The sequence below is a fragment of the Aurantiacibacter flavus genome (assembly GCF_039710615.1).
GTDB lineage: Bacteria > Pseudomonadota > Alphaproteobacteria > Sphingomonadales > Sphingomonadaceae > Alteraurantiacibacter > Alteraurantiacibacter flavus.
Genome location: NZ_JBDLBR010000001.1, coordinates 592,193 through 611,308, shown reverse-complemented (window position 1 = coordinate 611,308; position 19,116 = coordinate 592,193). Strand labels below are relative to the sequence as shown.

The following is a 19,116-nucleotide window of genomic DNA, read 5'->3' as shown; positions in this document are numbered from 1 at the left end:
AGCATGAGCGCCACGCAATACTGGGAAATTGACCGGTTGGCCGCAAACAGGCTTGTGGACCGCCTGAAAATTGAAGCCAACCCTGAGATGGTCGAAGAGATCGCGATGGAGTTTGCCGAGCATCGCGCGGAAGTTCAGCATTGGGTTGCCCACCGCGTGCAATCGCGGATTATCGGAGCGCTTGAAGCTAGGTCGGTGCAAGATTTCGTTCAGAAGGACGCCACTTGGGCTGACGGGTTTATTGCTGCCGAACACATGGTCGCAAATTTGTCGATCAATGACCTGTTGGATCAACCGCACGGATCAGCACAGTCGAAAGGGCAGGTCTTGCGTTCGATGGTGCGAGGTGCACGCAAGCGCTCCACTGACGACTAGCGACGCACAGGGTGGGTAGGGCATCGACACCCCCTAATAATGCTCCCCAGCGAGCCGCGTCATCAGGATCGCAGCGCGCTTGGCCTGCCTCGGGAAACTCGACAGATCGACCCATTCCCCCGGCGCATGGCCGCCGCCGCCAGCCGCGCCAAGGCCCACCAGACCATCCACATAGGGAGCAACGAAGTTGATATCGCCCGCCCCGCGCATGATCGGCGGCAACACCGCCATCGCCTCCAACCCGAGATCGGCGTTGATCGCGTTCAGCCGGTCAAGCAGAGCGGCATTGCCCGCGGTGGGCGCCATCGGCGGATAGCTGCGCGAAACTTCCAGCCTCGCCGTGGTGCCGGGCAGGTTCTGCGCCACGATCGCCTCCATCTTCGCCACCACCCGCTCGGTCTGTTCGGGCGAGATGGTGCGGAAATCACCGCGCGCCACGGCAACCGGGGAAATGATGTTGCCCTTGCCATAGGCGGTGGCGGAGAGCCGGTCCTCGCTCAGCGCCGCCTCGCTGCCGCCGGCGATAATGCCGACATTGTAGGTGAGGTCTTCCTCGGGCAGCTGCTCGCGGAAGGCATCGACGATGCGCACCAGCTCGTAGATCGCGCCATAGCCCACGCCGCCTGAAAAGATGCGCGAGGAATGCCCCTCGTTGCCGGTGGTCTCGACCTGCCACGAGTTGGACGAGCGGCGCGCGATCGAGCCCATGTCCTTGCCGTCGAGCCGGGCCAGTCCCTCGAAGTCGAGCGCCACGTCGCTTTCCTGCGCGGCGGCGAGCAGGTCGGCGCGGGCCGCTTCGCGCGGGGAGCCGACCGCCTCTTCATCGCCCGTCAGCGCGACGATGATGTTCGCGCCGTCTAGCGTTCCGGCCGCGTGCATGGCGCGCAGGGCGGCGAGCATGATCGCGACCCCGCCCTTGTCGTCCTCGGCGCCGGGGCCGGTGACCTTGTCGCCCTCGCGGGTGTAGTCCTGAAACGGCGCGCTCGGTTCGAATACGGTATCGAGATGGCCGATCAACAACATCCGCGTGGTGCCAGGCGTGCCCGCATGGCGCGCGAAAACGTGCCCCGCGCGGCCTTGCGCCGACTGGTCGATCCACTCGACATCGAAGCCGAGCGCTGCCAGTTCGGGCATGACGACATCGGCCACGGCGCGCACGCCGGGTGCGTTATGCGTGCCCGAGTTTATCTCGACGATGGCCTTGTGGAAGCCAACGATATCCTCGTTCCCCGCATCGACGGCAGCAACGATGGCCTCCTCGTGCGGCGACAATTGCGCGGCGGCAGGCATGGTGAGGAAGAGCGCAGCGGCTCCGGCGAGAAAGCCAGCAAGGCGGCGGAGGAGCAGATGCGACATGGCGCGATGCTGCGCTGCAACACCAGGACCTGTCAAGCGGACAGACTAGAGCATCCGGTCCACATGTTCGGGGCGGGGCACCCAGCAGGTCTCGCGCTTGCCGAACAGGCGATAGCGGTTTCGCGCCAGCCAGCGATAGGCAGGATCGCGCAAGACGCGCGGAATAATCCGCGCAAACGACAATGCCTGCCACGGCCAGCCGAGACGCGCAAAGATCCCGAGCACTGCATCGCTGCCGGCGAGTACCTCGCCCCCATCGATCAGCAGGATGGAGTCCGGGTCCATCGGATCGAGCCCATACTGGCGAAACAGGCGCGCGCCCACCTCGCCCTGCATGGCCGCAAGCTTGAACCGGCGCTGGCGATCGTGGGTGAGGATGAACTGCGCGTTGGCACTGCACAGCACGCATTCGCCATCGAACAGCACAATGGCAAAAGGCCCGCTCACCATCTACGCTCGCGCATAAAGCGCTGGATACGCGGGCGAACCCTCAGGAACCGGACATAGAGCGCCTCAAGCCATCGCAGCACCAGGGGATTGCGCGCGGCAAGGCCGAGCGGGCGCAGCAGGGGCAGAACGCGCCACATCGCGGCAAAGGCCGCCGCGCCGGTCAGCATTTCGCCATCGACCTCGGCGTGGAACCGCTCAAGCATCTGCGCCGGATCGAGCGGACAGGTCTGCGGGGCATCGGGCGCAGAGGCGTCGATGAAGGTAATGGCGCCGTTCTTATCAAGACGACGCATCAGGGCGATCTCGCGCTGGCACAGCGGACAGGCGCCGTCATGCCAGACCATGATTCGTCCGTGGCGCCTCGTGGTCATTCGTCAATCGCCGTATAATCGAGCCCAGCCATGCCCGCCATGAACTCGGCACGGGTGAATAGGCCAAGGCATGGTCTTGCCCCCGGCGCAATAGTCCGCCCTGCCGCCAGCATCTGCGCGATCAGGATCACCGGCACACAAGGGATATTCGGGCCATCCCCTGACCGCGCGATTATCCAGTGGCGCCGCACCATCGGTGTGCCGTCGTAACCGATGCCCTCAATCACCATGTGAAACCCGCTCCGGCCATTCCCCAGCCAGTTGAACAGCTTTGAGACCTTCAGCAGCAGCGGCGCAAATCGGTCTAGCCGGGGCAGCACGCCCAGGCTGACGAGCTTGCCCATCATCCAGGTGCCAAAATGCAGCACGGCGATTTCGTGTCCGGCATAAAAGGCATAGTCGCGCAGAGTGGGATAGCGGGCAGGAAACAGGCCGAGATCCGGGATATTGCCATGCCCGAACCAGCGTCGGCCCAATTCGGGATAACGCACGCTGTGCAAGCCCGCCCAACCAGTGACAGGCCGCATCTGCCCGTTCGCCAGCCGGTCGAAGCGCTGCCCGACATAGCTCAGCACCGCTGCCACGGTGCCTGCCCCGCGATTGGCCTGCTCCGCGCCGCTGATGCCGCAATAGGCAGAGCGCACCTCGGCCATCGCTTGTTCCGCTTCATCGAGATAGGCAGCAGTGAGGCACGGCACCGAACTGGCCCCGGCTATAATGGCAACACCCGCTTTTTTCGCTGCCGCATCGAGTGCGCCGATCCCGCAGACGAAGTCGCGTGCGTCAGCAATGTCGCAATAATGCGCCCCGCAGGCGATGGCGGCTTGCGCCACCTGATAGGCCTGCGTGTGGTAGGGCCCTACCATGTTGATGACGAGATCAGGGGCAATGGCCGCAATAGCTGCCGCTGGGTCTGCCAGATCGACCCGTGCCCCTTGCGCCGGATAGACCGCATTCAGGGCAGCCGCAGCCTCCTGCGCTTTCGCATGATCGCGCCCGGCCAAGACCAGCGCAATGTCCGCGCGCAAGGCCAGCTTGCGCGCGACATAGCCGCCAAAATTGCCATAACCGCCAATGATGAGAACCTTCAGCACAGCCGAGGCCCTCACCAGATCAATACACGCGCGCCTTCGGCTTGATGTACTCGATATCGTCGGTGAGCGTATATTCGTGCACCGGGCGATAGTCGATCCGCACCTGGCCGCCACTGCCGCCCCAGCCTTCAAACCAGGCGGCGGTGTGCTTCATCCAGTTGCCGTCGTCACGGTTGGGGAAGTCCTCGTGCGCGTGGGCGCCGCGGCTTTCCTTGCGGTTTTCCGCCGAGTTCATCGTCACCACGGCCTGCGCCATCAGGTTGTCGAGTTCGAGCGTTTCGATCAGGTCCGAGTTCCAGATCAGCGAGCGGTCGGACACCTTGATGTCCTGCATGCGCTTGTTGGTCTCGGCCAGGTTCTTCACGCCCTCGGCCATCAGCGCACTATCGCGGAACACGGCAGCGTGCTTCTGCATCGTCTGCTGCATGTCCTTGCGCACCTCGGCGGTCGAGGAACCGCCATTGGCGTTGCGGAAGTGATCGAGGCGGGTCAGCGCGAATTCGGTGCCCTCGCCCGAGATTTCCTCGTGCGGGGTGCCGGGCTTGATCGTTTCCTTGAGGCGGAAACCGGTCGCGCGGCCGAACACCACGAGGTCGATCAGCGAGTTCGAGCCCAAGCGGTTCGCGCCGTGGACCGACACACAGGCCGCCTCGCCCACCGCGAACAGGCCCGGCACGATCTGATCGGGGTTGCCGTCAGCGCCGATGGTCACGACTTCGCCGTGGTAGTTACAGGGAATGCCGCCCATGTTGTAATGCACGGTGGGCGTCACCGGCAGCGGCTGGCGGGTCAGGTCGACACCTGCAAAGATCTTTCCGCTCTCGGTGATGCCGGGCAGGCGCTGAGCCAGCGTTTCGGCCGGGATATGGTCGAGGTGGAGATAGATGTGGTCGCCATCGGGGCCGACACCGCGGCCTTCGCGCATTTCCAGCGCCATCGAGCGGCTAACCACGTCGCGGCTGGCCAGATCCTTCGCCGAGGGAGCATAGCGCTCCATGAAACGCTCACCCTCGGAGTTGGTGAGGTAGCCGCCCTCGCCGCGTGCGCCCTCGGTGATGAGCACGCCCGCGCCGTAGATGCCGGTCGGGTGGAACTGCACGAATTCCATGTCCTGCAAGGGCAGGCCGGCGCGCAGCACCATGCCGCCGCCGTCGCCGGTGCAGGTGTGGGCGCTAGTTGCGGTGAAGTAGCAGCGGCCATAGCCGCCGGTCGCCAGCACCACGCCGTGGGCGCGGAAGCGGTGGATCGAACCGTCGTCCAGACACATCGCAATTACGCCGACGCAGGCGCCGTCCTTCATGATGAGGTCGATTGCGAAGTATTCGATGAAGAAGTCGGCCGCGTACTTCAGGCTCTGCTGATAGAGCGCGTGCAGCATCGCGTGGCCGGTGCGGTCCGCCGCGGCGCAGGTGCGCTGCACCGGCGGGCCATCGCCCATGTTCTGCATGTGGCCGCCGAACGGGCGCTGATAGATCGTGCCGTCCTCGTTGCGGCTGAAGGGCACACCGGCGTGCTCCAGCTCATAAACCGCCTGCGGAGCTTCGCGCGCGAGATATTCGATAGCGTCCTGATCGCCCAGCCAGTCCGATCCCTTGACGGTATCGTACATGTGCCACTGCCAGTGGTCGGGCGTGTTGTTGCCGAGCGAAGCGGCGATCCCGCCCTGCGCCGCCACCGTGTGCGAGCGGGTGGGGAACACCTTGGAGATGTTCGCGGTCTTCAGGCCCGCCTCGGCGGCGCCCATCGTGGCGCGCAGACCAGAGCCGCCCGCGCCGACAACCACGACGTCATACTGATGGTCGATTATCGGATAGGCCTTGCCGCCGATTTCAAAAGTTTCGCTGCGGGCCATTACGCGGCTCCTCCAGTGGCAACGGGAACAAGCGCGAGACGCGCGATACAGAACAGGCCGAACACCGTGCCGCCAATCCAGGCGAGGTTCAGCGCGAGCATGACGCCGAAGCGGCTGCCGCTGTCTTGGACATAGTCCTCGATCAGGACCTGCAGGCCGATGCGGGCATGCCAGAAGGTGGTGAACACCAGCAGCGCCATCATCACCGCCGGGATCGGCTGGCCGATCCAGCCCGACACGGTAGCATAGCTCATGTTCGGCAGGGTCAGCAGCGAGACGCCGAGGAAAATCAGCGTGATCAGGTTGCCGACCGCCGTAAACCGCTGAAGCAGCCAGTGGTGCGCGCCGGTGTGGGCAGAGCCGAGGCCCCGCACGCGGCCGATGGAAGTTCCGTTACCCATTGAGAATGCCCCTCAAAGCAGGAAGATCGCGGCCCAGAAGGCCACAGTCAGCACCACGCCAGCCGTCACCGAGACGATCGACCACATCTTGTTCGCGTCCAGCTCGTAACCCGCGCCGGTGTCGAGCACGAAGTGTCGCAGGCCAGAGCACAGGTGCGTGAAGAAGGCCCAGGTCAGCCCGATCAGCACCAGATAGCCGATTGGCGTGGTCATCACCGAATGGAAGGTCTCATAAGCTTCCGGCCCGCTGGCGAGCGCGCCGAGCCACCACAGCAGCACGCCAAGGCCAACAATGGCCATGCCGTCGCCGGAGACGCGGTGAAGGATCGAGACCAGCATATGCGGGCCCCATTTCCAGATTTGCAGGTGCGGCGAGAGCGGGCGGTTGGCCATGATCTGTCCCGTATGGTGCGTTGCGATGCCCCCCATCTAGCGTCTCACGCCGAGGACACAAGCGCGCTCGCCAACAAGTGTAAGGCTATCGTGCCGGTCCTGGCCGGTATAGGCTGGGCCAATGACCAATATTCTCGTTACCGGAAGCAGCCGTGGCATAGGCCGCGCGACCGTTGAGGCACTGGCAGAGCGCGGGGCTCGGGTGGCAGGCCAAGCCACGAAAAGCACCAATTCGAACACCATCGCCGCCGACTTTCGCGATCCGCTCGCGCCGCCGATGTTGTGGCAGGAGGCGCTGGCCGCGCACGGAGGCGAGATCGACGTGCTGGTGAACAATGCGGGGCTGTTCTCGCCCAACCCCATCGACGGCAGCGACATCGAATGGATGGATGCCTGGGAGGATACCCTGCGCATCAATCTCACCGCCGCCGCACAATTGAGTCGGTTCGCGGTGCGCCATTGGCAGGAGACAGGCCGCAAAGGCCGGATCGTCCATGTCGCCAGCCGCGCCGGACATCGGGGCGATTCGCCTGCGCACTGGCACTATGCCGCCGCCAAAGGCGGGATGCTCGCCATGCACAAGACCATCGCCCGCGCCTATGCCGGCGAGGGGATCCTGAGCTTTGCCATTGCGCCCGGCTTCACCGACACCAGCATGGCAGGCGACTATCTCGAAAGCCGGGGCGGACCTGCCCTGCTCACCGACATTCCGCTGGGCCGCGTGGCCGAACCGGAGGAGATCGCGGCGATCGCCGTGTTCTGCGCGCTCGACGCCCCCGCCAGCATGACCGGCGCGGTGATCGACGCCAATGGCGCGAGTTACGTCCGCTAGAATCTGATGACATTACCCTGACCCACCCCTTCCCCACAGGGGAAGGGCTTTGCGGGACAATGTAATGTCATCCCGCTCTAGCGAGGCCCGCACCTTTGCCGCTGTCCTACAGGGCGGGCGTCGGGCTATGCGTCGGCAGATCATAGCGGGCGGGCAATCCAACTTTGTTCCGCTTGGGTTTCAACTTCGGCGACAAGGCGCAAGGCAATGCAATTGTTGAGGTTTTCTCAGGAAGACTTGTCGGCATAGTGTCAACTTTGTCGCTTTCGGCCTGTGCCGCTGGAGCCGATCCCACGCAGACTAGCCGCGCCGACGCGCCCTCGGCATGGCCGCAGGCTTGCGAGGACTGGGACGAGTGGGACAAGCCCGGCCCGCCCTTCGCGCTGGCGGGCACCGACAGCTACTACGTCGGCACCTGCGGCATCGCGGCCATCCTGATCGACAGCGGCGACGGCCTGATCCTGATCGACAGCGGCGACGGCCTGATCCTGATCGATAGCGGCACCAACGAAGGCGCTGATATGGTCCTCGCCAACATTGCTGCGCTCGGCTTCGATACGGCTGAGGTAAAACTGGTCCTCACCAGCCATGAGCATTTCGACCACATCGGCGGGATGGCAAAGATCCAGCAGGCGACTGGTGCGAAGCTGGTGACCTCGCAAGCGGCAGCGGAGGTGCTGAACACGGGCGAAGTCTCGCCCGAGGATCCGCAGTTCGGCACCATCGACGGAGTAATGCCTGCAAAGGTGGGCCGGATCGTGGGCGATGGCGACGTGGTCGAACTGGGCGATAAACGCCTCGTCGCCATCGCCACGCCCGGCCACACCCACGGCGCACTGAGCTGGAACTGGGAGGGCTGCGACGCCGAAGGCCAGTGCCGCAGCTTCGTCTATGCCGACAGCCTGTCGCCGGTCAGCAGTGACAGCTATGGCTTCTCCGATCACCCCGACTATGTCGCGGACTTGCGGAAGGCCATCGCGCGGGCGGCGCCGCTCGCTTGCGACGTGCTCGTCACCCCCACCCCTCGGCCAGCCAAATGCGTGAAAAACTGCCGGCGGGCGACATCGCCTCGGGCATGAATTGCGCACAATATACAGCCAGCATCACCGCGCGGCTTGACGCGCGCCTCGCAGAGGAACACCGCCCTCAATCATGAGCTGGAAACTGTCTGCTATCACCTCGCGCGAAGCTGTCGAACAAGCGCTGGACCGCGCCGAAGGCTGGGACGAGACGCTTGTCCTCGCTGCCTTCGAAGTCGATCCGGACAAGCCCGACGTTTGGCAACTCGACGCCTATTGCGAGGACAAGCCCGGCGACACAGAACGCGCGGCAGTGGCAGCACTGTTCGAGAGCGATGCGCCCGAGATCGTCGCCGAAGAGCTGCCCGATGCCGACTGGGTCAGCGAGAGCCAGAAGGGCGCGCAGCCGATTCGCGCCGGGCGGTTCTATGTCCACACGCCAGAGCATCCCGCGAGCGAAGAAGCGGGCGTGACCAGCTTCTGCATCCCGGCGGCGCAGGCTTTCGGCACCGGCCAGCATGCGACCACGGCGGGATGCCTGGAAATGCTCGACACAATGCGCGGCGATGGCATCATGCCGCACACGGTGGCCGATATCGGCACCGGCACCGGCCTGCTCGCCTTTGCCGCCCGCGACCTGTGGCCGAGGGCGCGCTACACCGTCAGCGACATCGACCCGCTCTGCACCGAGGCGGTGATAGACAACGCACTGCGCAACCGCATTCCGCTCGGGACTGAGCCGGGCAAGGTCGCCGCCATGACCGCCGAGGGCATGGACCACAAGCTGCTGCACGCGCGCGCTCCTTACGATCTGCTGATCGCCAATATCCTCGCCGCCCCGCTGATCGAACTGGCGCCCGACTTTGCCGCCGCGCTGGCGCCTCGCGGCTCGGTGCTGCTGGCAGGGTTGCTGGCGACGCAGGAAAGCACGGTGCGCCGCGCCTATCGTCGCCACGGGCTGCGACTGCACAAGCGTATTCAGCGTGGTGACTGGAGCATTCTGTGGCTCAGGGCGCGTTACGTCGGCTAGGGCGCGCTATCGGGCGCGCTCTTGCTGTTATCATGATGCTGCTGGCGGCCTACCCGGTGGCGGGCTGGCTCGGCAGCACGATCCCGCGCGGTTCGGGCGAGGATGACCAGCGGCAAGAGGTAACGATTCTGGTCGAGACCAACGGCACGCATACGGGCGTGGTGGTGCCGGTGGCCAATGCGGTGAAGGACTGGCGCGAAACCTTCCCCAGCGCCGTCCGGCCCCGGCCCAAGGACGGACAGCTGCCAACGCACCTCGGAATCGGCTGGGGAGAACGCGAGGTCTTCCTGACAGTCGCCGAGTGGAGCGATCTCAAGCTGGCGACCGCCGCGCGGATCGCTCTAGACGGCGGGGAGCCACTCATGCGGGTGAGCCCCTATGTTCGCCCGAGGCCGAGCGCGAGCTATCGCCCGGTGACGATCAGCGCCGCCAACTATCGCAGGTTGGTCGAGCGGATCGAGGCGAGCTTGCCGCCGCTCGCTGCGGGCGAACAGCGGCAGGAACTGCGCGCGAGTTATACCAACGATGCCTACTATCCGGCGCTCGGCACCTATACCCTGATCCACACCTGCAATAGCTGGGTGGGCGATACGCTGGCCGCAGGCGGGATCGCGATGGGTCTGTGGACGCCCTTTGCGGGTGGTGTCACCAAGTGGATTCCCGTCCCCGGTGCCAGCGCCGACGTGGCGATCTGAGAGCCCCCCTGCGCGGACATCATGTGGCAGCGGCGAGGAGCATCCACAGCGCCATGGCGATCATCGCAAGGTTTTCGCTGAGCGATACGAAGCCGAGCGGCACGTTCGATCCGCCGCCCACGCAGGCGCACTTGATCTCGCGCTTCTGCACATAGACCGCGTAGAACACGCTTGCTGCGCCCACTCCGCCGATGAACAGCGCGACCGGGATCGACAGCCAGGGCAGCCAGTGCCCCGCCATCAGAACCGCCGCCAGCGCCTCCAACCACGGATAGGCATAGGAATAGGGCACGAAGCGCCGCCCAAGCAGATCGTAGCCTATAAACATGGTCGAGAACTGCTCGACATCCTGCAGCTTGAGCATGGCCAGCATCGCCATCGAGAAGGCGATGAACCACTCCGCCACACGCGGCGTAAGCACCGTGCCGAAAGCCCACAGGCCGAGCGACACAGCCAGCGCCAGCGCCACTGCGAACACCGCAAGAACCGGCCGGTAGGAAGTCTCGGCACGCTCGCTTTCGGGTTTCCAATCGCCGAAGTGGACGCGCAGCGCGTCATAGCCGCCGATCCGCTTCCCATCGATGAAGGTTTGCGGAGTGGTCTTCACATCATGCTCGGCCTTGAAGGCGTCGGTCTGCTCGCGCGTGGTGAGCCAGTGGTCCTCGACCTTGTAACCCTTGCGCTCGAGCAGCCACTTGGACTTCACGCCATAGGGGCAGACGTGTTTCTCCATCACCATGCGATAGAGCTGCGCAGTTTTTGCATCGGCCATGATTCTATAGCGCATTGGCCCTGGTGCTGTTCCCGCGCGCTTAGCCCGCCGCCGCCACGATTTCCGCCCAGCCCGCCTCGTCGATAACCTCAATGCCGAGGTCGGCCGCCTTCTTGAGCTTGGAGCCCGCACCGGGGCCGGCCACGACAAGGTCGGTCTTGGCGGAGACTGTGCCTGCCGCTTTGGCCCCGAGCCGCTCGGCCTGCGCCTTGGCTTCATCGCGGCTCATCGTTTCGAGCTTTCCGGTGAACACCACCGTCTTGCCCGCCACTTCGCTGTCGATCGTCGCCACTTCGTAGAGCGGCGGGCTGACCTCGCTCAGCAGGTCGTCCCACACTGTGCGATTGTGCTCCTCGTGGAAGAAGTCGGCCAGCGCGAAGCCGACCGCGATGCCGATGCCGTCGGTACGCACTTCGAGGATCGCCTTGATCTGCTCGACCATGCGCGCGGTGAACTTGCCCTCGCTCTCGTCCTCGCCGCGAGGGTGCTCCTGCCGGTAGGTGTGAATCTCCAGCGCCTTTTCGGGCAGACGATGAATGTCGCCCAGCCCCTTCATCAGATCGCGCGCCGTCACCGCGCCAACGTGGCGGATACCCAGCCCGAACAGCAGCCGCGCTGCATCGGGTTCGCGCTTGGCCTCGATACTCGAGAGAAGGTTGTCGACCGACTTCTCCTGCCAGCCTTCAAGCGCGAGAATCTGCTCGCGGCGCTTGCGCAGCCGGAAGATATCCGCCGGGCTCTCCAGCCAGCCGAGCGCGAAGAACTGATCGATGGTCTTCTCGCCCAGCCCCTCGATATCGAGCGCACCTCGGCTGACGAAGTGCTTCAGCCGCTCGGTGCGCTGTGCGGGGCAGATCAGCCCGCCGGTGCAGCGGACGTCAACCTCGCCCTCCTCGGCGACCGCTTCGCTGCCGCATTCGGGGCAATGGTCGGGGAAGGTGTAGGCCGGGCGGTCTTCGTCGCGGGTGAGGTTGTCGACCACCTGCGGGATCACATCGCCCGCGCGCTGGATCACCACCCGGTCGCCCACGCGCAGGCCGAGGCGGGCGATCTCGTCGCGGTTGTGGAGCGTCACGTTGGTGACGGTGACCCCGCCCACCAGCACCGGGGCTAGCCTGCCGACCGGGGTCAGCTTGCCGGTGCGACCGACCTGAATGTCGATGCTCTGCACGGTCGTTTCGGCGCGCTCGGCGGGGAACTTGTGCGCCAGCGCCCAGCGCGGCGCCTTGGCGACAAAGCCGAGCCGCTTCTGCCAGTCGAGCCGGTCGACCTTGTAGACGACGCCGTCGATTTCGTAAGGCAGCCCCGCCCGCCCCTCGCCAATGCTGCGGTAGGCCTGCAGCATTTCGCCCACATCGGCGCAGCGACGGAAATCGGGCGAGACGGGGAAACCCCACTCCTTCAGCTTTGCCACGACCTCGCTTTGCGTGTCGCCGGGCACGTCACTCGCCGCGCCCCAGCCGTGCGCCCAGAACCGCAAGGGCCGTGCCTTGGTGACGCTCGCTTCCTTCTGCCGAAGCGATCCTGCCGCAGCATTGCGGGGGTTGGCGAAGAGTTTTCCGCCAGCCTCTTCCTGAACCACGTTAAGCGCAGCAAATGCCTGTTTTTCCATATAGACTTCGCCGCGAACCTCGAACAGCTCGGGCACGCCTTCGGGCAATTGCTGCGGAATGTCGGCGATATAGGCAACGTTGGCGGTGACGTTCTCGCCGACCTGCCCGTCGCCGCGCGTGGCGGCCATAACCAGCTTGCCCTCTTCATAGCGCAGCGAGCATGAAAGCCCGTCGATCTTGTCCTCCGAAGTGAAGGCGACCGGCTCATCCTCGGCCAGCGACAGGAACCGGCGCACGCGGGCGACGAAATCCGCCACCTCCTCGTCGGAGAAGGCGTTGTCGAGGCTCATCATCCGCACTTCGTGCGTGACCTTGCTTAGCGGCGAGGAAGCGACCTCGTGCCCCACGACCTGCGAAGGGCTGTCCGGCCGGATCAGGTGCGGGAAAGCCTCCTCCAGCTCGACATTGCGGCGCACCAGCGCATCGTATTCGGCGTCCGAAATCTCGGGCGCGTCCTCCGCGTGATAGAGGCGGTTATGCCGCGCGATCTGCTTTGCGAGCCGCATCAGCTCGTTGGCGGCGTCGGCTTCGGAGATGGTCACGACTCCCCCTCCTCTTGAGAGGAGGGGGCCGGGGGGTGGTGAGCGCCCGGCCAGCGATCAGCGCGCAACGCCAGTTCCTCTGCCAGCCTCATCATCACGCCTTCCATATTTCGCATTACCTCTTCATTGGTGAACCGAACGACGCGGAACCCGGTCCCCTGTTCGAGCGCTCTGTCGCGGCGCTGGTCCTGCTCAGGATCGTGCGTGTCCCCGTCGATCTCGATGGCCAGTCCTTTGGAAGGACAGAAAAAATCGACAATCCGCGCACCCAGCACAGCCTGACGGCGAAACTTGAAGTCCGCAAAGCGACGCTGGCGCAGCTGCATCCACAGGCGGCGTTCTGGCTCACTGGGATTGCGACGCATTTCTACGGCGCGCTTGAGCAAGATTTCGCGCGTTGCTCCACCGCCCCCAACCCCCTCCTCTGAAGAGGAGGGGGCCCTAGCGCCTCCTTCGCTCATTCAGCAATCCGCACCGGCGCTGGAGCGATAACCCAGCCGTTGGCACCCCACTCCATCCCAAAGCGGCTGGTGGTCATGCCATCGATCCCGCGCACCTTGCGGACCCAGCCGGTGCAGGAAAACTCATCGGCGCAGGTGAAGTTCGCGAGTTCCACCACCATGGCCTCGTTCAGAGCATCCTCTTCGACTTCGGCGTCGATCCAGTTGCCGTCGCTCAGCACGCAGCGCGTAAACGGAGCGAGGCGCGGGTGGCGTTCCATCAGCGCGGTCTCGCCCTCGGTGTCGAGCGCCTCAGGGGTGCGCCCGTCGTTTGCGGCAACACAAGTCGTCGGCTTGGGCAGCGTCGCGAAGTGATCGATCAGCGCGTAGTCGAGCAGCGCCAGTTGCGGCGTGTCCTGCTGCTGCGAGAGCTTCGGCAGCGGAGCGGGCATCGCTTCGTCCCCGCCAGGAACCGCGGCGCAGCCGGACACGGCCACAAGGCCTGCCATCTTCAAAAGTCCGCGCATCATCATACTCCCTCCAGCAACCGGTCTGCCTGGGCGCGCGCCTCGGCGGTGATTTCCGCGCCCGACAGCATCCGTGCAATCTCTTCCTGCCGCCCCTCCGGGTCAAGCAGCACGACCGAGGTGCGCGTGACCGTGCCTTCGCTCGACTTGGCAATCATGTAATGCGTGCGCCCGCGCGCGGCCACCTGCGGCGAGTGGGTGACCGCGAGCAATTGCCCGTCCGCCCCCGCCAACCGCGACAGACGCTCGCCAATGGCCGAGGCGACCGCCCCGCCCACGCCGCGGTCGATCTCGTCGAAGATCACCGTTGCCGCCCCGCCCTGCTCGGCCAAAGCCACCTTAAGCGCGAGGATAAAGCGCGACAGCTCGCCGCCACTCGCAATCTTGGCGAGCGGCGCGAAGTCAGCACCGGGGTTGGTGGCGATCAGGAATTCGACGCTGTCGAGCCCGTGCGGGCCCCAGCGCTCCTCTTCCAGCTCGGTGACTGCAGTGCGGAAGCGCGCGGCATCGAGCTTGAGCGGCGCCAGTTCGCCCGCCACCGCCTCGTCCAGACGCATGGCCGCAGCAACGCGGGTGGCATGCAAAGCCTCGGCGCGGGCGCGATAGACCTCGCCTGCCTGTTCGGCGGCCCTTACCAGCTCGGCCTCGCGGCTACCCGCCAGTTCGATGCCGTCAAGTTGCGCGCGCAGTTCCTGCATTTTCGCGGGCAGATCGTCGACCTGGCAATCGTGCTTGCGGGCAAGCGCCCGCAGTTCGAACAGGCGGCGCTCGATCCGGTCCAGTTCGGCAGGATCGAAGGCGAGCGCATCGGCGGCACCCTGCATCTTCTCCTCCGCCTCGCCCGCCTCGATCACCGCGCGATCCAGCGCAGCCAGCGCCTCGGCCAGTAGCGGATGTTCTTCGGCGATCCGGTCGAGCCGGCGCGCCGCGCTGCGCATCTGGGCGAGCGCCGAATCGGAGCCGTCCCACAATAGTCGCAGCGTTTCGAGATCGCCCGCCAGCTTCTCGCCCTTCTGCATGTCGGCGCGGGCACCGGCGAGCTCGGCCTCCTCGTCGCCCTCGGGCGCAATTTCGGTGAGTTCGGCAAGGTGCGCGAGCAGCAGATCCTGCTCGGCAACCAGTGCGGCATGAGCCTCGCGCGCCTGAGCCAAAGCATCTTCCGCCGCGCGCCAGCTATTCCACGCCTCGGCCACACCCGCGCTGTCACTGCCCGCATAGCGATCAAGCAGCATCCGGTGGCCGCGCGGGTTCACCAGGCCGCGATCGTCATGCTGGCCGTGCAGCTCGACCAAGGCCGGGGCCAGAGACCGCAGCAGCGCCACCGAGGCGGGCTGGTCGTTCACGAAAGCCTTCGAGCCGCCATCGGCGCGCACCTTGCGGCGGATCATCAGCGGTTCGCCCGGTTCGACCTCGATCTCGGCATCGGCCAGCGCCTCAGCGATGGCTTCGGGCAATGTGGCAAATTCGAAGCTAGCCGTCACGCTCGCCTCACTCTCGCCCGCACGCACCAGCGCGGTTTCGGCGCGGTTGCCGAGGATCAAGCCGAGCGCATCGAGCAGGATCGACTTGCCCGCGCCGGTCTCGCCGGTGAGCACGCCAAGCCCGGCGCCGAACGACAGGTCGAGCGCCTCGATCAGGACAATATTGCGGATGGCGAGCGAGGTCAGCATAAGCGCTCAGCCTTATCGGGGCGCGTGGCCCGCCGCAATCCTAGCCGCCGCTGAGTCGCGCAGGTTCGTGCTCCTGCATCAGGCGATAGGCGCGCTCATACCACTCGTTGCCGGGATAGTTCGCACCGAGCACGGCGGCATAGCGCTGCGCCTCTTCGGGAATGCCCAGCGCCAGCGCGGTTTCCGCGAGGCGGTACAGCGCCTCGGGCGTGTGGCTGGTGGTCTGGTATTTCTCGGTCACGTTGCGGAAGCGCAATTGCGCCGCGAGCCACTGGCCCGAACGCTCGTAGAACCGGCCAATCTCCATTTCCTTGCCCGCGAGATGATCGTTGACAAGGTCGATCTTGAGGCGCGCGTCAGCGGCATATTCGCTGCGCGGATAGCGGCGCGTCACCTCGGTCAGCGCGGCAAGCGCCTGGCGGGTGATGGCCTGATCGCGTTCGACATCGCTGATCTGCTCGTAATAGCTCATGCCCATCAGATAATAGGCATAGGGCGCATCGCGGTTGCCGGGATGGATGGACAGGAACCGCTGCGCCGAGGCGATGGCCTTGGTGTAGTCGCGGTCGGCATAATAGGCAAAGGCGCTCATGAGCTGGGCGCGGCGGGCCCAGGGCGAATAAGGATGCTGGCGCTCCACCTCGTCGAACAGCCCGGCGGCGAGCTTGAGGTCGCCCCGGTCGAGCCGATCTTTCGCCGCGCGATAAAGCGATTCGACATCGCGCGCGACATAGGCGGTGTCGCCCTCGGCGCCGCCGGTGGAGGCACAGGCAGACAGCAGCGTGGCCGAGGAAAGCAGGGCGGCCAGCAGGGCCTTGCGCGAGAAGGATGCCATAATCATGCAGCGCCTATAGCCAGCGCGCCGCTGAACGCCAAGTGAAGTACGCAAGCAATCAGCAAGTTGCCCCCTATTCGAAGAAGGCCACGCTGCGGCATTCGATGCTTTCGCGAATATTTGCATCCTGCGCAGAAGGATCGACGAAGGCCGAATGCGGGCACCGCCAGGTGCGCGAATGATCCGAATCGTGGAACTTGAACAACAGGGCCTGATCGCGCGTCATGTTCGGGAAATACCACCAGCGGTGGGCAGGATCGTGCGAGAAGATCGTCGCCGCCAGCATGTTCTCCTCACCCTCGACCGGCCTTGTAAGGGCGTCGCCGGTGGGAAACTCGTCGACGATGAACAGCGTGTTCGACTTCTCCTCGCCGCCGAAGCTGGTGCGACCGTCGCACAGCGCCAGCGGCACGTCCTGCGGCGGCGGGGAAAAGGTGCGCCAGAAGCTGGTGATGAGGAAGCGCTTGTAGCCCGGCCCATCGGGGAAGTGCTGCGCATAGGTGTTGCGTGCCATCATCTGCGCGGTGTGGGTGTTGATATCGACATGGGCCTCGCCCGCCGTCGGCTGAATGCCACCCGAGTGCTGGTAGCCCTCGACCTTTTGCGCGGCGCGCTCGGACAGGTCGGCGCTTGTGCGCAGCATCCAGCCGCGTGCCACCACCTTATTTGCCCCGGTCAGCGCCTTCACGTGCGCTTCCACCTCGCGCTCGTAGATCACCTCCACGCTCGCCTTGTCGTGAAGATCGGCCACCTGTGTCGGCGCATCGGCGAGCATGAAGCCGTGGGTGTCGAGCGTGAAATGGTCACGGATCGGCATGGCGTCGCGCACGATCACGTCATGATCGGAATAGGTGCCCGTGTTCAGCTCCACTCCCTGACTGACATAGCGCCGGGTCACGAAGTCACCCGGATCGACATACCGCATCCGCGCCTGCACTGCGCGCGCGCCGCTTTCGATATCCGCTTGTGCCACACTTGCCATAGCCTGCCTCCCGGGTGATCGTCTCGTTTGCAACAGACCATGCCATGCAGCGCTGACGCGGCGCAAGCCGAGTGCTATGCCAGCAAGAACGCCATAGGAAACCGATTGCCATGACCATGCCCGCAATCCGCTGGATCGCCACACTTTGCGCTCTCGCCCTCCTCTCCGTGGCAGCCGTAGCCCCGGCGCAGGAGCCCGGCCGCACCGAGGGTCTGTGGACTGGCTCTATGGCCATTACCCCCAGCCAGACACTGCAGATCGTGGTCGAGATCGCTCGCGACGCCAATGGCACGCTGACCGGAACGCTCGACAGCCCCGACCAGAACAGCTTCGGCATCCCGCTAACAGCAATCGAGGCCAGCGACACCGCTCTGGCCTTCGCGCTTCCGGCGGCCGAGGCCAGCTATGCCGCGACATGGGTGCCCGAAGCGGAAGCCTGGCAGGGCACTTTCACACAGGCCGGGCAAAGCTGGCCGCTGACCCTGCAGCGGCTCGACGCTTCGCAGCGGCCGCGGCGCAGTGCCTTGCCCGCCAACTGGCAAGTGCCGGCCAGCGATGCGCTGGCCCCGCTGCTGGCGCAGCGCGTTGCCGAGCGCCCCGGAGCCGGGTTCGTGCTTGGCATCAGCGAGAACGGAGCGCGCCGGATCGTCACGGCCCAGCCGCAGGGTGGCCCCATATTCGATGGCAATACCGTGTTCGAGATCGGCTCGATCACCAAGGTGTTCACCGCGCTGCTGCTCGCCGACATGGCGCTGAAAGGCGAGGTGTCGCTCGACGATCCGGTGGAGACGTACCTCCCCGCAGGTGTGCGGATGCCGCGCGGGGCCAGCGGCAGCGAGATCACGCTGCGCCACCTTTCGCTACAGACCTCGGGCCTGCCGCGCCTGCCCGACAACATGCCTTTCGGCGATCCAGCCGATCCCTATGCCGACTATACCGAAGCGATGCTGCTCGACTTCCTTGCCGGCTACTCGCTGCCGCGCGAGGTGGGTGCGCGCTACGAGTATTCGAACCTCGGGGTGGGCCTGCTCGGCTACGTGCTCGCGCGCGCGGCAGGGACAGACTACGCGAGCCTCGTTACAGAGCGCATTCTAGATCCGCTCGGCATGGAGGATACGGCCATTGTGCTGAGGCCCGACATGCAGGGGCGCTTCGCCGAACCGCATGACGAATATTTGCGCGTTGCCAAGCCTTGGAACATGTCGGTGCTGGTAGGTGCCGGAGGGCTGCGCTCGACCGCCGACGACCTGTTGACCTTTGCCGAAGCGGCGATGGACCCAGCCTCTCCCATCGCCGAGGCCATGGCGCTGACGCTGTCGGAGCGGACCGATCAAGCGGGCACGGACAACCAAACCGCGCTCGGCTGGATGATCCTGCCCGCACCGGGTGGCGAAGTGCTCAACCACAGCGGCGGCACCGGGGGCTTCCGCAGCCATCTCGCCGTGCAGCCGGAAACGGCGCGCGCGGTGGTGGGCCTCACCAATTCCGCCGCCGAGCCCTCTGCTGCCGACCTCGCGTTCCACGCGCTGCTCGGCACACCGCGCGCAGCCGAAGCAAACGTCCCGCCCGCGCCCCAACCTGTGCCGGACCGTCAGGAAATCACGCTGCCGCCTGAAGCGCTCGCTCCGCTCGTCGGCACCTATCGCATGGCAAACAATGCCCGGCTCGCGATCACCCGGGAGGGCAGCCAGCTATTCGCGCAGCTGACCTCGCAACCGGCCTTCCCGATCTTTGCCGAGGGGCCGCGCGAATTCTTCCTAAAGGTCGTCAACGCGCGGCTTGTATTTGCCGGCGATGGCGACAGAATCACCGGTCTGACGCTCTATCAGAACGGCGCGGAAGTGCCGTTCGACCGGATCGACTAATC

General features: G+C 65.5%; 20 protein-coding genes. 6 read left to right on the top strand and 14 right to left on the bottom strand.

Translation table 11 applies throughout. From position 1 onward, the window contains the following. The first annotated feature begins 3 nt into the window (after window positions 1–3). Complete coding sequence (locus ABDJ38_RS02885) at window positions 4–375, top strand: hypothetical protein (RefSeq protein WP_346783568.1); 372 nt, start codon at window positions 4–6, stop codon at window positions 373–375. 33 nt (window positions 376–408) lie between these two features. Here ABDJ38_RS02885 and ABDJ38_RS02880 read toward each other — a convergent pair whose 3' ends face one another. The 7 genes from ABDJ38_RS02880 to sdhC are packed head-to-tail and all read right to left on the bottom strand — an operon-like array spanning window position 409 to window position 6,292. Beyond that, window positions 409–1,731 carry a M20/M25/M40 family metallo-hydrolase gene (locus ABDJ38_RS02880; RefSeq protein ID WP_429770968.1) on the bottom strand — a complete coding sequence of 441 codons (1,323 nt, stop codon included), beginning with the start codon at window positions 1,729–1,731 and terminating at the stop codon, window positions 409–411. 45 nt (window positions 1,732–1,776) lie between these two features. After that, a complete protein-coding gene (locus ABDJ38_RS02875) occupies window positions 1,777–2,181 on the bottom strand; it encodes a thiol-disulfide oxidoreductase DCC family protein (RefSeq protein ID WP_346783567.1) in 405 nt (134 codons plus the stop codon). Next, window positions 2,175–2,552 (bottom strand): thiol-disulfide oxidoreductase DCC family protein, encoded by a 378-nt coding sequence (locus ABDJ38_RS02870; RefSeq protein WP_346783566.1) that lies wholly within the window; start codon window positions 2,550–2,552, stop codon window positions 2,175–2,177. Before ABDJ38_RS02870 ends, ABDJ38_RS02875 begins: the two co-directional genes overlap by 7 nt. Then, window positions 2,549–3,646: a saccharopine dehydrogenase family protein gene (locus ABDJ38_RS02865; protein ID WP_346783565.1), complete on the bottom strand. Its 1,098-nt coding sequence runs from the start codon at window positions 3,644–3,646 to the stop codon at window positions 2,549–2,551. Before ABDJ38_RS02865 ends, ABDJ38_RS02870 begins: the two co-directional genes overlap by 4 nt. A 19-nt stretch (window positions 3,647–3,665) precedes the next feature. Next, window positions 3,666–5,498: a succinate dehydrogenase flavoprotein subunit gene (gene sdhA / locus ABDJ38_RS02860; RefSeq protein WP_346783564.1), complete on the bottom strand. Its 1,833-nt coding sequence runs from the start codon at window positions 5,496–5,498 to the stop codon at window positions 3,666–3,668. After that, on the bottom strand, window positions 5,498–5,899 hold the full coding sequence (sdhD, locus tag ABDJ38_RS02855; protein WP_346783563.1) for a succinate dehydrogenase, hydrophobic membrane anchor protein: 402 nt from the start codon (window positions 5,897–5,899) through the stop codon (window positions 5,498–5,500). Before sdhD ends, sdhA begins: the two co-directional genes overlap by 1 nt. 12 nt (window positions 5,900–5,911) lie before the next feature. Then, on the bottom strand, window positions 5,912–6,292 hold the full coding sequence (gene sdhC / locus ABDJ38_RS02850; RefSeq protein ID WP_346783562.1) for a succinate dehydrogenase, cytochrome b556 subunit: 381 nt from the start codon (window positions 6,290–6,292) through the stop codon (window positions 5,912–5,914). 121 nt (window positions 6,293–6,413) lie between these two features. On the opposite strand from sdhC, the gene ABDJ38_RS02845 reads away from it, so the two are divergent. The 4 genes from ABDJ38_RS02845 (at window position 6,414) to ABDJ38_RS02830 (ending at window position 9,868) form a co-directional block, all read left to right on the top strand. Next, entirely contained in the window at window positions 6,414–7,124 is a 711-nt protein-coding gene (locus ABDJ38_RS02845; protein WP_346783561.1) for an SDR family NAD(P)-dependent oxidoreductase, read from the top strand. Between the two features lie 248 nt (window positions 7,125–7,372). Then, complete coding sequence (gene bla, locus ABDJ38_RS02840) at window positions 7,373–8,203, top strand: metallo-beta-lactamase (RefSeq protein ID WP_346783560.1); 831 nt, start codon at window positions 7,373–7,375, stop codon at window positions 8,201–8,203. Between the two features lie 73 nt (window positions 8,204–8,276). Then, the gene (locus tag ABDJ38_RS02835) at window positions 8,277–9,173 is read left to right on the top strand and encodes a 50S ribosomal protein L11 methyltransferase (RefSeq protein ID WP_346783559.1); all 897 of its coding nucleotides are present in this window, start codon (window positions 8,277–8,279) and stop codon (window positions 9,171–9,173) included. 32 nt (window positions 9,174–9,205) lie between these two features. Next, complete coding sequence (locus tag ABDJ38_RS02830; RefSeq protein ID WP_346783558.1) at window positions 9,206–9,868, top strand: DUF2459 domain-containing protein; 663 nt, start codon at window positions 9,206–9,208, stop codon at window positions 9,866–9,868. 19 nt (window positions 9,869–9,887) lie between these two features. Here the strand turns inward: ABDJ38_RS02830 and ABDJ38_RS02825 are convergent, their stop codons facing one another. The 7 genes from ABDJ38_RS02825 to ABDJ38_RS02795 form a co-directional block, all read right to left on the bottom strand. Further along, window positions 9,888–10,640: a MauE/DoxX family redox-associated membrane protein gene (locus ABDJ38_RS02825; protein ID WP_346783557.1), complete on the bottom strand. Its 753-nt coding sequence runs from the start codon at window positions 10,638–10,640 to the stop codon at window positions 9,888–9,890. A 40-nt stretch (window positions 10,641–10,680) separates the two neighbouring features. Continuing rightward, complete coding sequence (gene ligA / locus ABDJ38_RS02820; protein WP_429771084.1) at window positions 10,681–12,759, bottom strand: NAD-dependent DNA ligase LigA; 2,079 nt, start codon at window positions 12,757–12,759, stop codon at window positions 10,681–10,683. A 32-nt stretch (window positions 12,760–12,791) separates the two neighbouring features. Beyond that, on the bottom strand, window positions 12,792–13,121 hold the full coding sequence (locus ABDJ38_RS16935) for an endonuclease domain-containing protein (protein WP_429771083.1): 330 nt from the start codon (window positions 13,119–13,121) through the stop codon (window positions 12,792–12,794). Between the two features lie 131 nt (window positions 13,122–13,252). Next, window positions 13,253–13,762, bottom strand: a complete 510-nt coding sequence (locus ABDJ38_RS02810; protein WP_346783554.1) for a hypothetical protein — start codon at window positions 13,760–13,762, stop codon at window positions 13,253–13,255. A 2-nt stretch (window positions 13,763–13,764) separates the two neighbouring features. Next, window positions 13,765–15,432 (bottom strand): DNA repair protein RecN, encoded by a 1,668-nt coding sequence (gene recN, locus ABDJ38_RS02805; protein ID WP_346783553.1) that lies wholly within the window; start codon window positions 15,430–15,432, stop codon window positions 13,765–13,767. A 40-nt stretch (window positions 15,433–15,472) separates the two neighbouring features. Further along, window positions 15,473–16,273, bottom strand: a complete 801-nt coding sequence (locus tag ABDJ38_RS02800) for an outer membrane protein assembly factor BamD (RefSeq protein WP_346783552.1) — start codon at window positions 16,271–16,273, stop codon at window positions 15,473–15,475. Between the two features lie 67 nt (window positions 16,274–16,340). Continuing rightward, window positions 16,341–17,249 (bottom strand): CmcJ/NvfI family oxidoreductase, encoded by a 909-nt coding sequence (locus ABDJ38_RS02795; protein ID WP_346783551.1) that lies wholly within the window; start codon window positions 17,247–17,249, stop codon window positions 16,341–16,343. Between the two features lie 110 nt (window positions 17,250–17,359). Between ABDJ38_RS02795 and ABDJ38_RS02790 the strand changes: the two genes are divergently transcribed. Further along, complete coding sequence (locus tag ABDJ38_RS02790; RefSeq protein WP_346783550.1) at window positions 17,360–19,114, top strand: serine hydrolase; 1,755 nt, start codon at window positions 17,360–17,362, stop codon at window positions 19,112–19,114. Window positions 19,115–19,116 lie beyond the last annotated feature (2 nt).

What these genes read in the sequence shown, in the direction of transcription:
- ABDJ38_RS02825 (WP_346783557.1), bottom strand. Translation starts at nt 10,640, where the DNA reads ATGGCCGATGCAAAAACTGCGCAGCTCTATCGCATGGTGATGGAGAAA.
- ABDJ38_RS02830 (WP_346783558.1), top strand. Translation starts at nt 9,206, where the DNA reads ATGATGCTGCTGGCGGCCTACCCGGTGGCGGGCTGGCTCGGCAGCACG.
- ABDJ38_RS02875 (WP_346783567.1), bottom strand. Translation starts at nt 2,181, where the DNA reads ATGGTGAGCGGGCCTTTTGCCATTGTGCTGTTCGATGGCGAATGCGTG.
- ligA (WP_429771084.1), bottom strand. Translation starts at nt 12,759, where the DNA reads ATGCGGCTCGCAAAGCAGATCGCGCGGCATAACCGCCTCTATCACGCG.
- ABDJ38_RS02810 (WP_346783554.1), bottom strand. Translation starts at nt 13,762, where the DNA reads ATGCGCGGACTTTTGAAGATGGCAGGCCTTGTGGCCGTGTCCGGCTGC.
- sdhD (WP_346783563.1), bottom strand. Translation starts at nt 5,899, where the DNA reads ATGGGTAACGGAACTTCCATCGGCCGCGTGCGGGGCCTCGGCTCTGCC.
- ABDJ38_RS02790 (WP_346783550.1), top strand. Translation starts at nt 17,360, where the DNA reads ATGACCATGCCCGCAATCCGCTGGATCGCCACACTTTGCGCTCTCGCC.
- recN (WP_346783553.1), bottom strand. Translation starts at nt 15,432, where the DNA reads ATGCTGACCTCGCTCGCCATCCGCAATATTGTCCTGATCGAGGCGCTC.
- ABDJ38_RS02800 (WP_346783552.1), bottom strand. Translation starts at nt 16,273, where the DNA reads ATGATTATGGCATCCTTCTCGCGCAAGGCCCTGCTGGCCGCCCTGCTT.
- ABDJ38_RS02835 (WP_346783559.1), top strand. Translation starts at nt 8,277, where the DNA reads ATGAGCTGGAAACTGTCTGCTATCACCTCGCGCGAAGCTGTCGAACAA.
- ABDJ38_RS16935 (WP_429771083.1), bottom strand. Translation starts at nt 13,121, where the DNA reads ATGCAGCTGCGCCAGCGTCGCTTTGCGGACTTCAAGTTTCGCCGTCAG.
- ABDJ38_RS02795 (WP_346783551.1), bottom strand. Translation starts at nt 17,249, where the DNA reads ATGGCAAGTGTGGCACAAGCGGATATCGAAAGCGGCGCGCGCGCAGTG.
- ABDJ38_RS02870 (WP_346783566.1), bottom strand. Translation starts at nt 2,552, where the DNA reads ATGACCACGAGGCGCCACGGACGAATCATGGTCTGGCATGACGGCGCC.
- ABDJ38_RS02845 (WP_346783561.1), top strand. Translation starts at nt 6,414, where the DNA reads ATGACCAATATTCTCGTTACCGGAAGCAGCCGTGGCATAGGCCGCGCG.
- sdhC (WP_346783562.1), bottom strand. Translation starts at nt 6,292, where the DNA reads ATGGCCAACCGCCCGCTCTCGCCGCACCTGCAAATCTGGAAATGGGGC.
- ABDJ38_RS02885 (WP_346783568.1), top strand. Translation starts at nt 4, where the DNA reads ATGAGCGCCACGCAATACTGGGAAATTGACCGGTTGGCCGCAAACAGG.
- sdhA (WP_346783564.1), bottom strand. Translation starts at nt 5,498, where the DNA reads ATGGCCCGCAGCGAAACTTTTGAAATCGGCGGCAAGGCCTATCCGATA.
- ABDJ38_RS02880 (WP_429770968.1), bottom strand. Translation starts at nt 1,731, where the DNA reads ATGTCGCATCTGCTCCTCCGCCGCCTTGCTGGCTTTCTCGCCGGAGCC.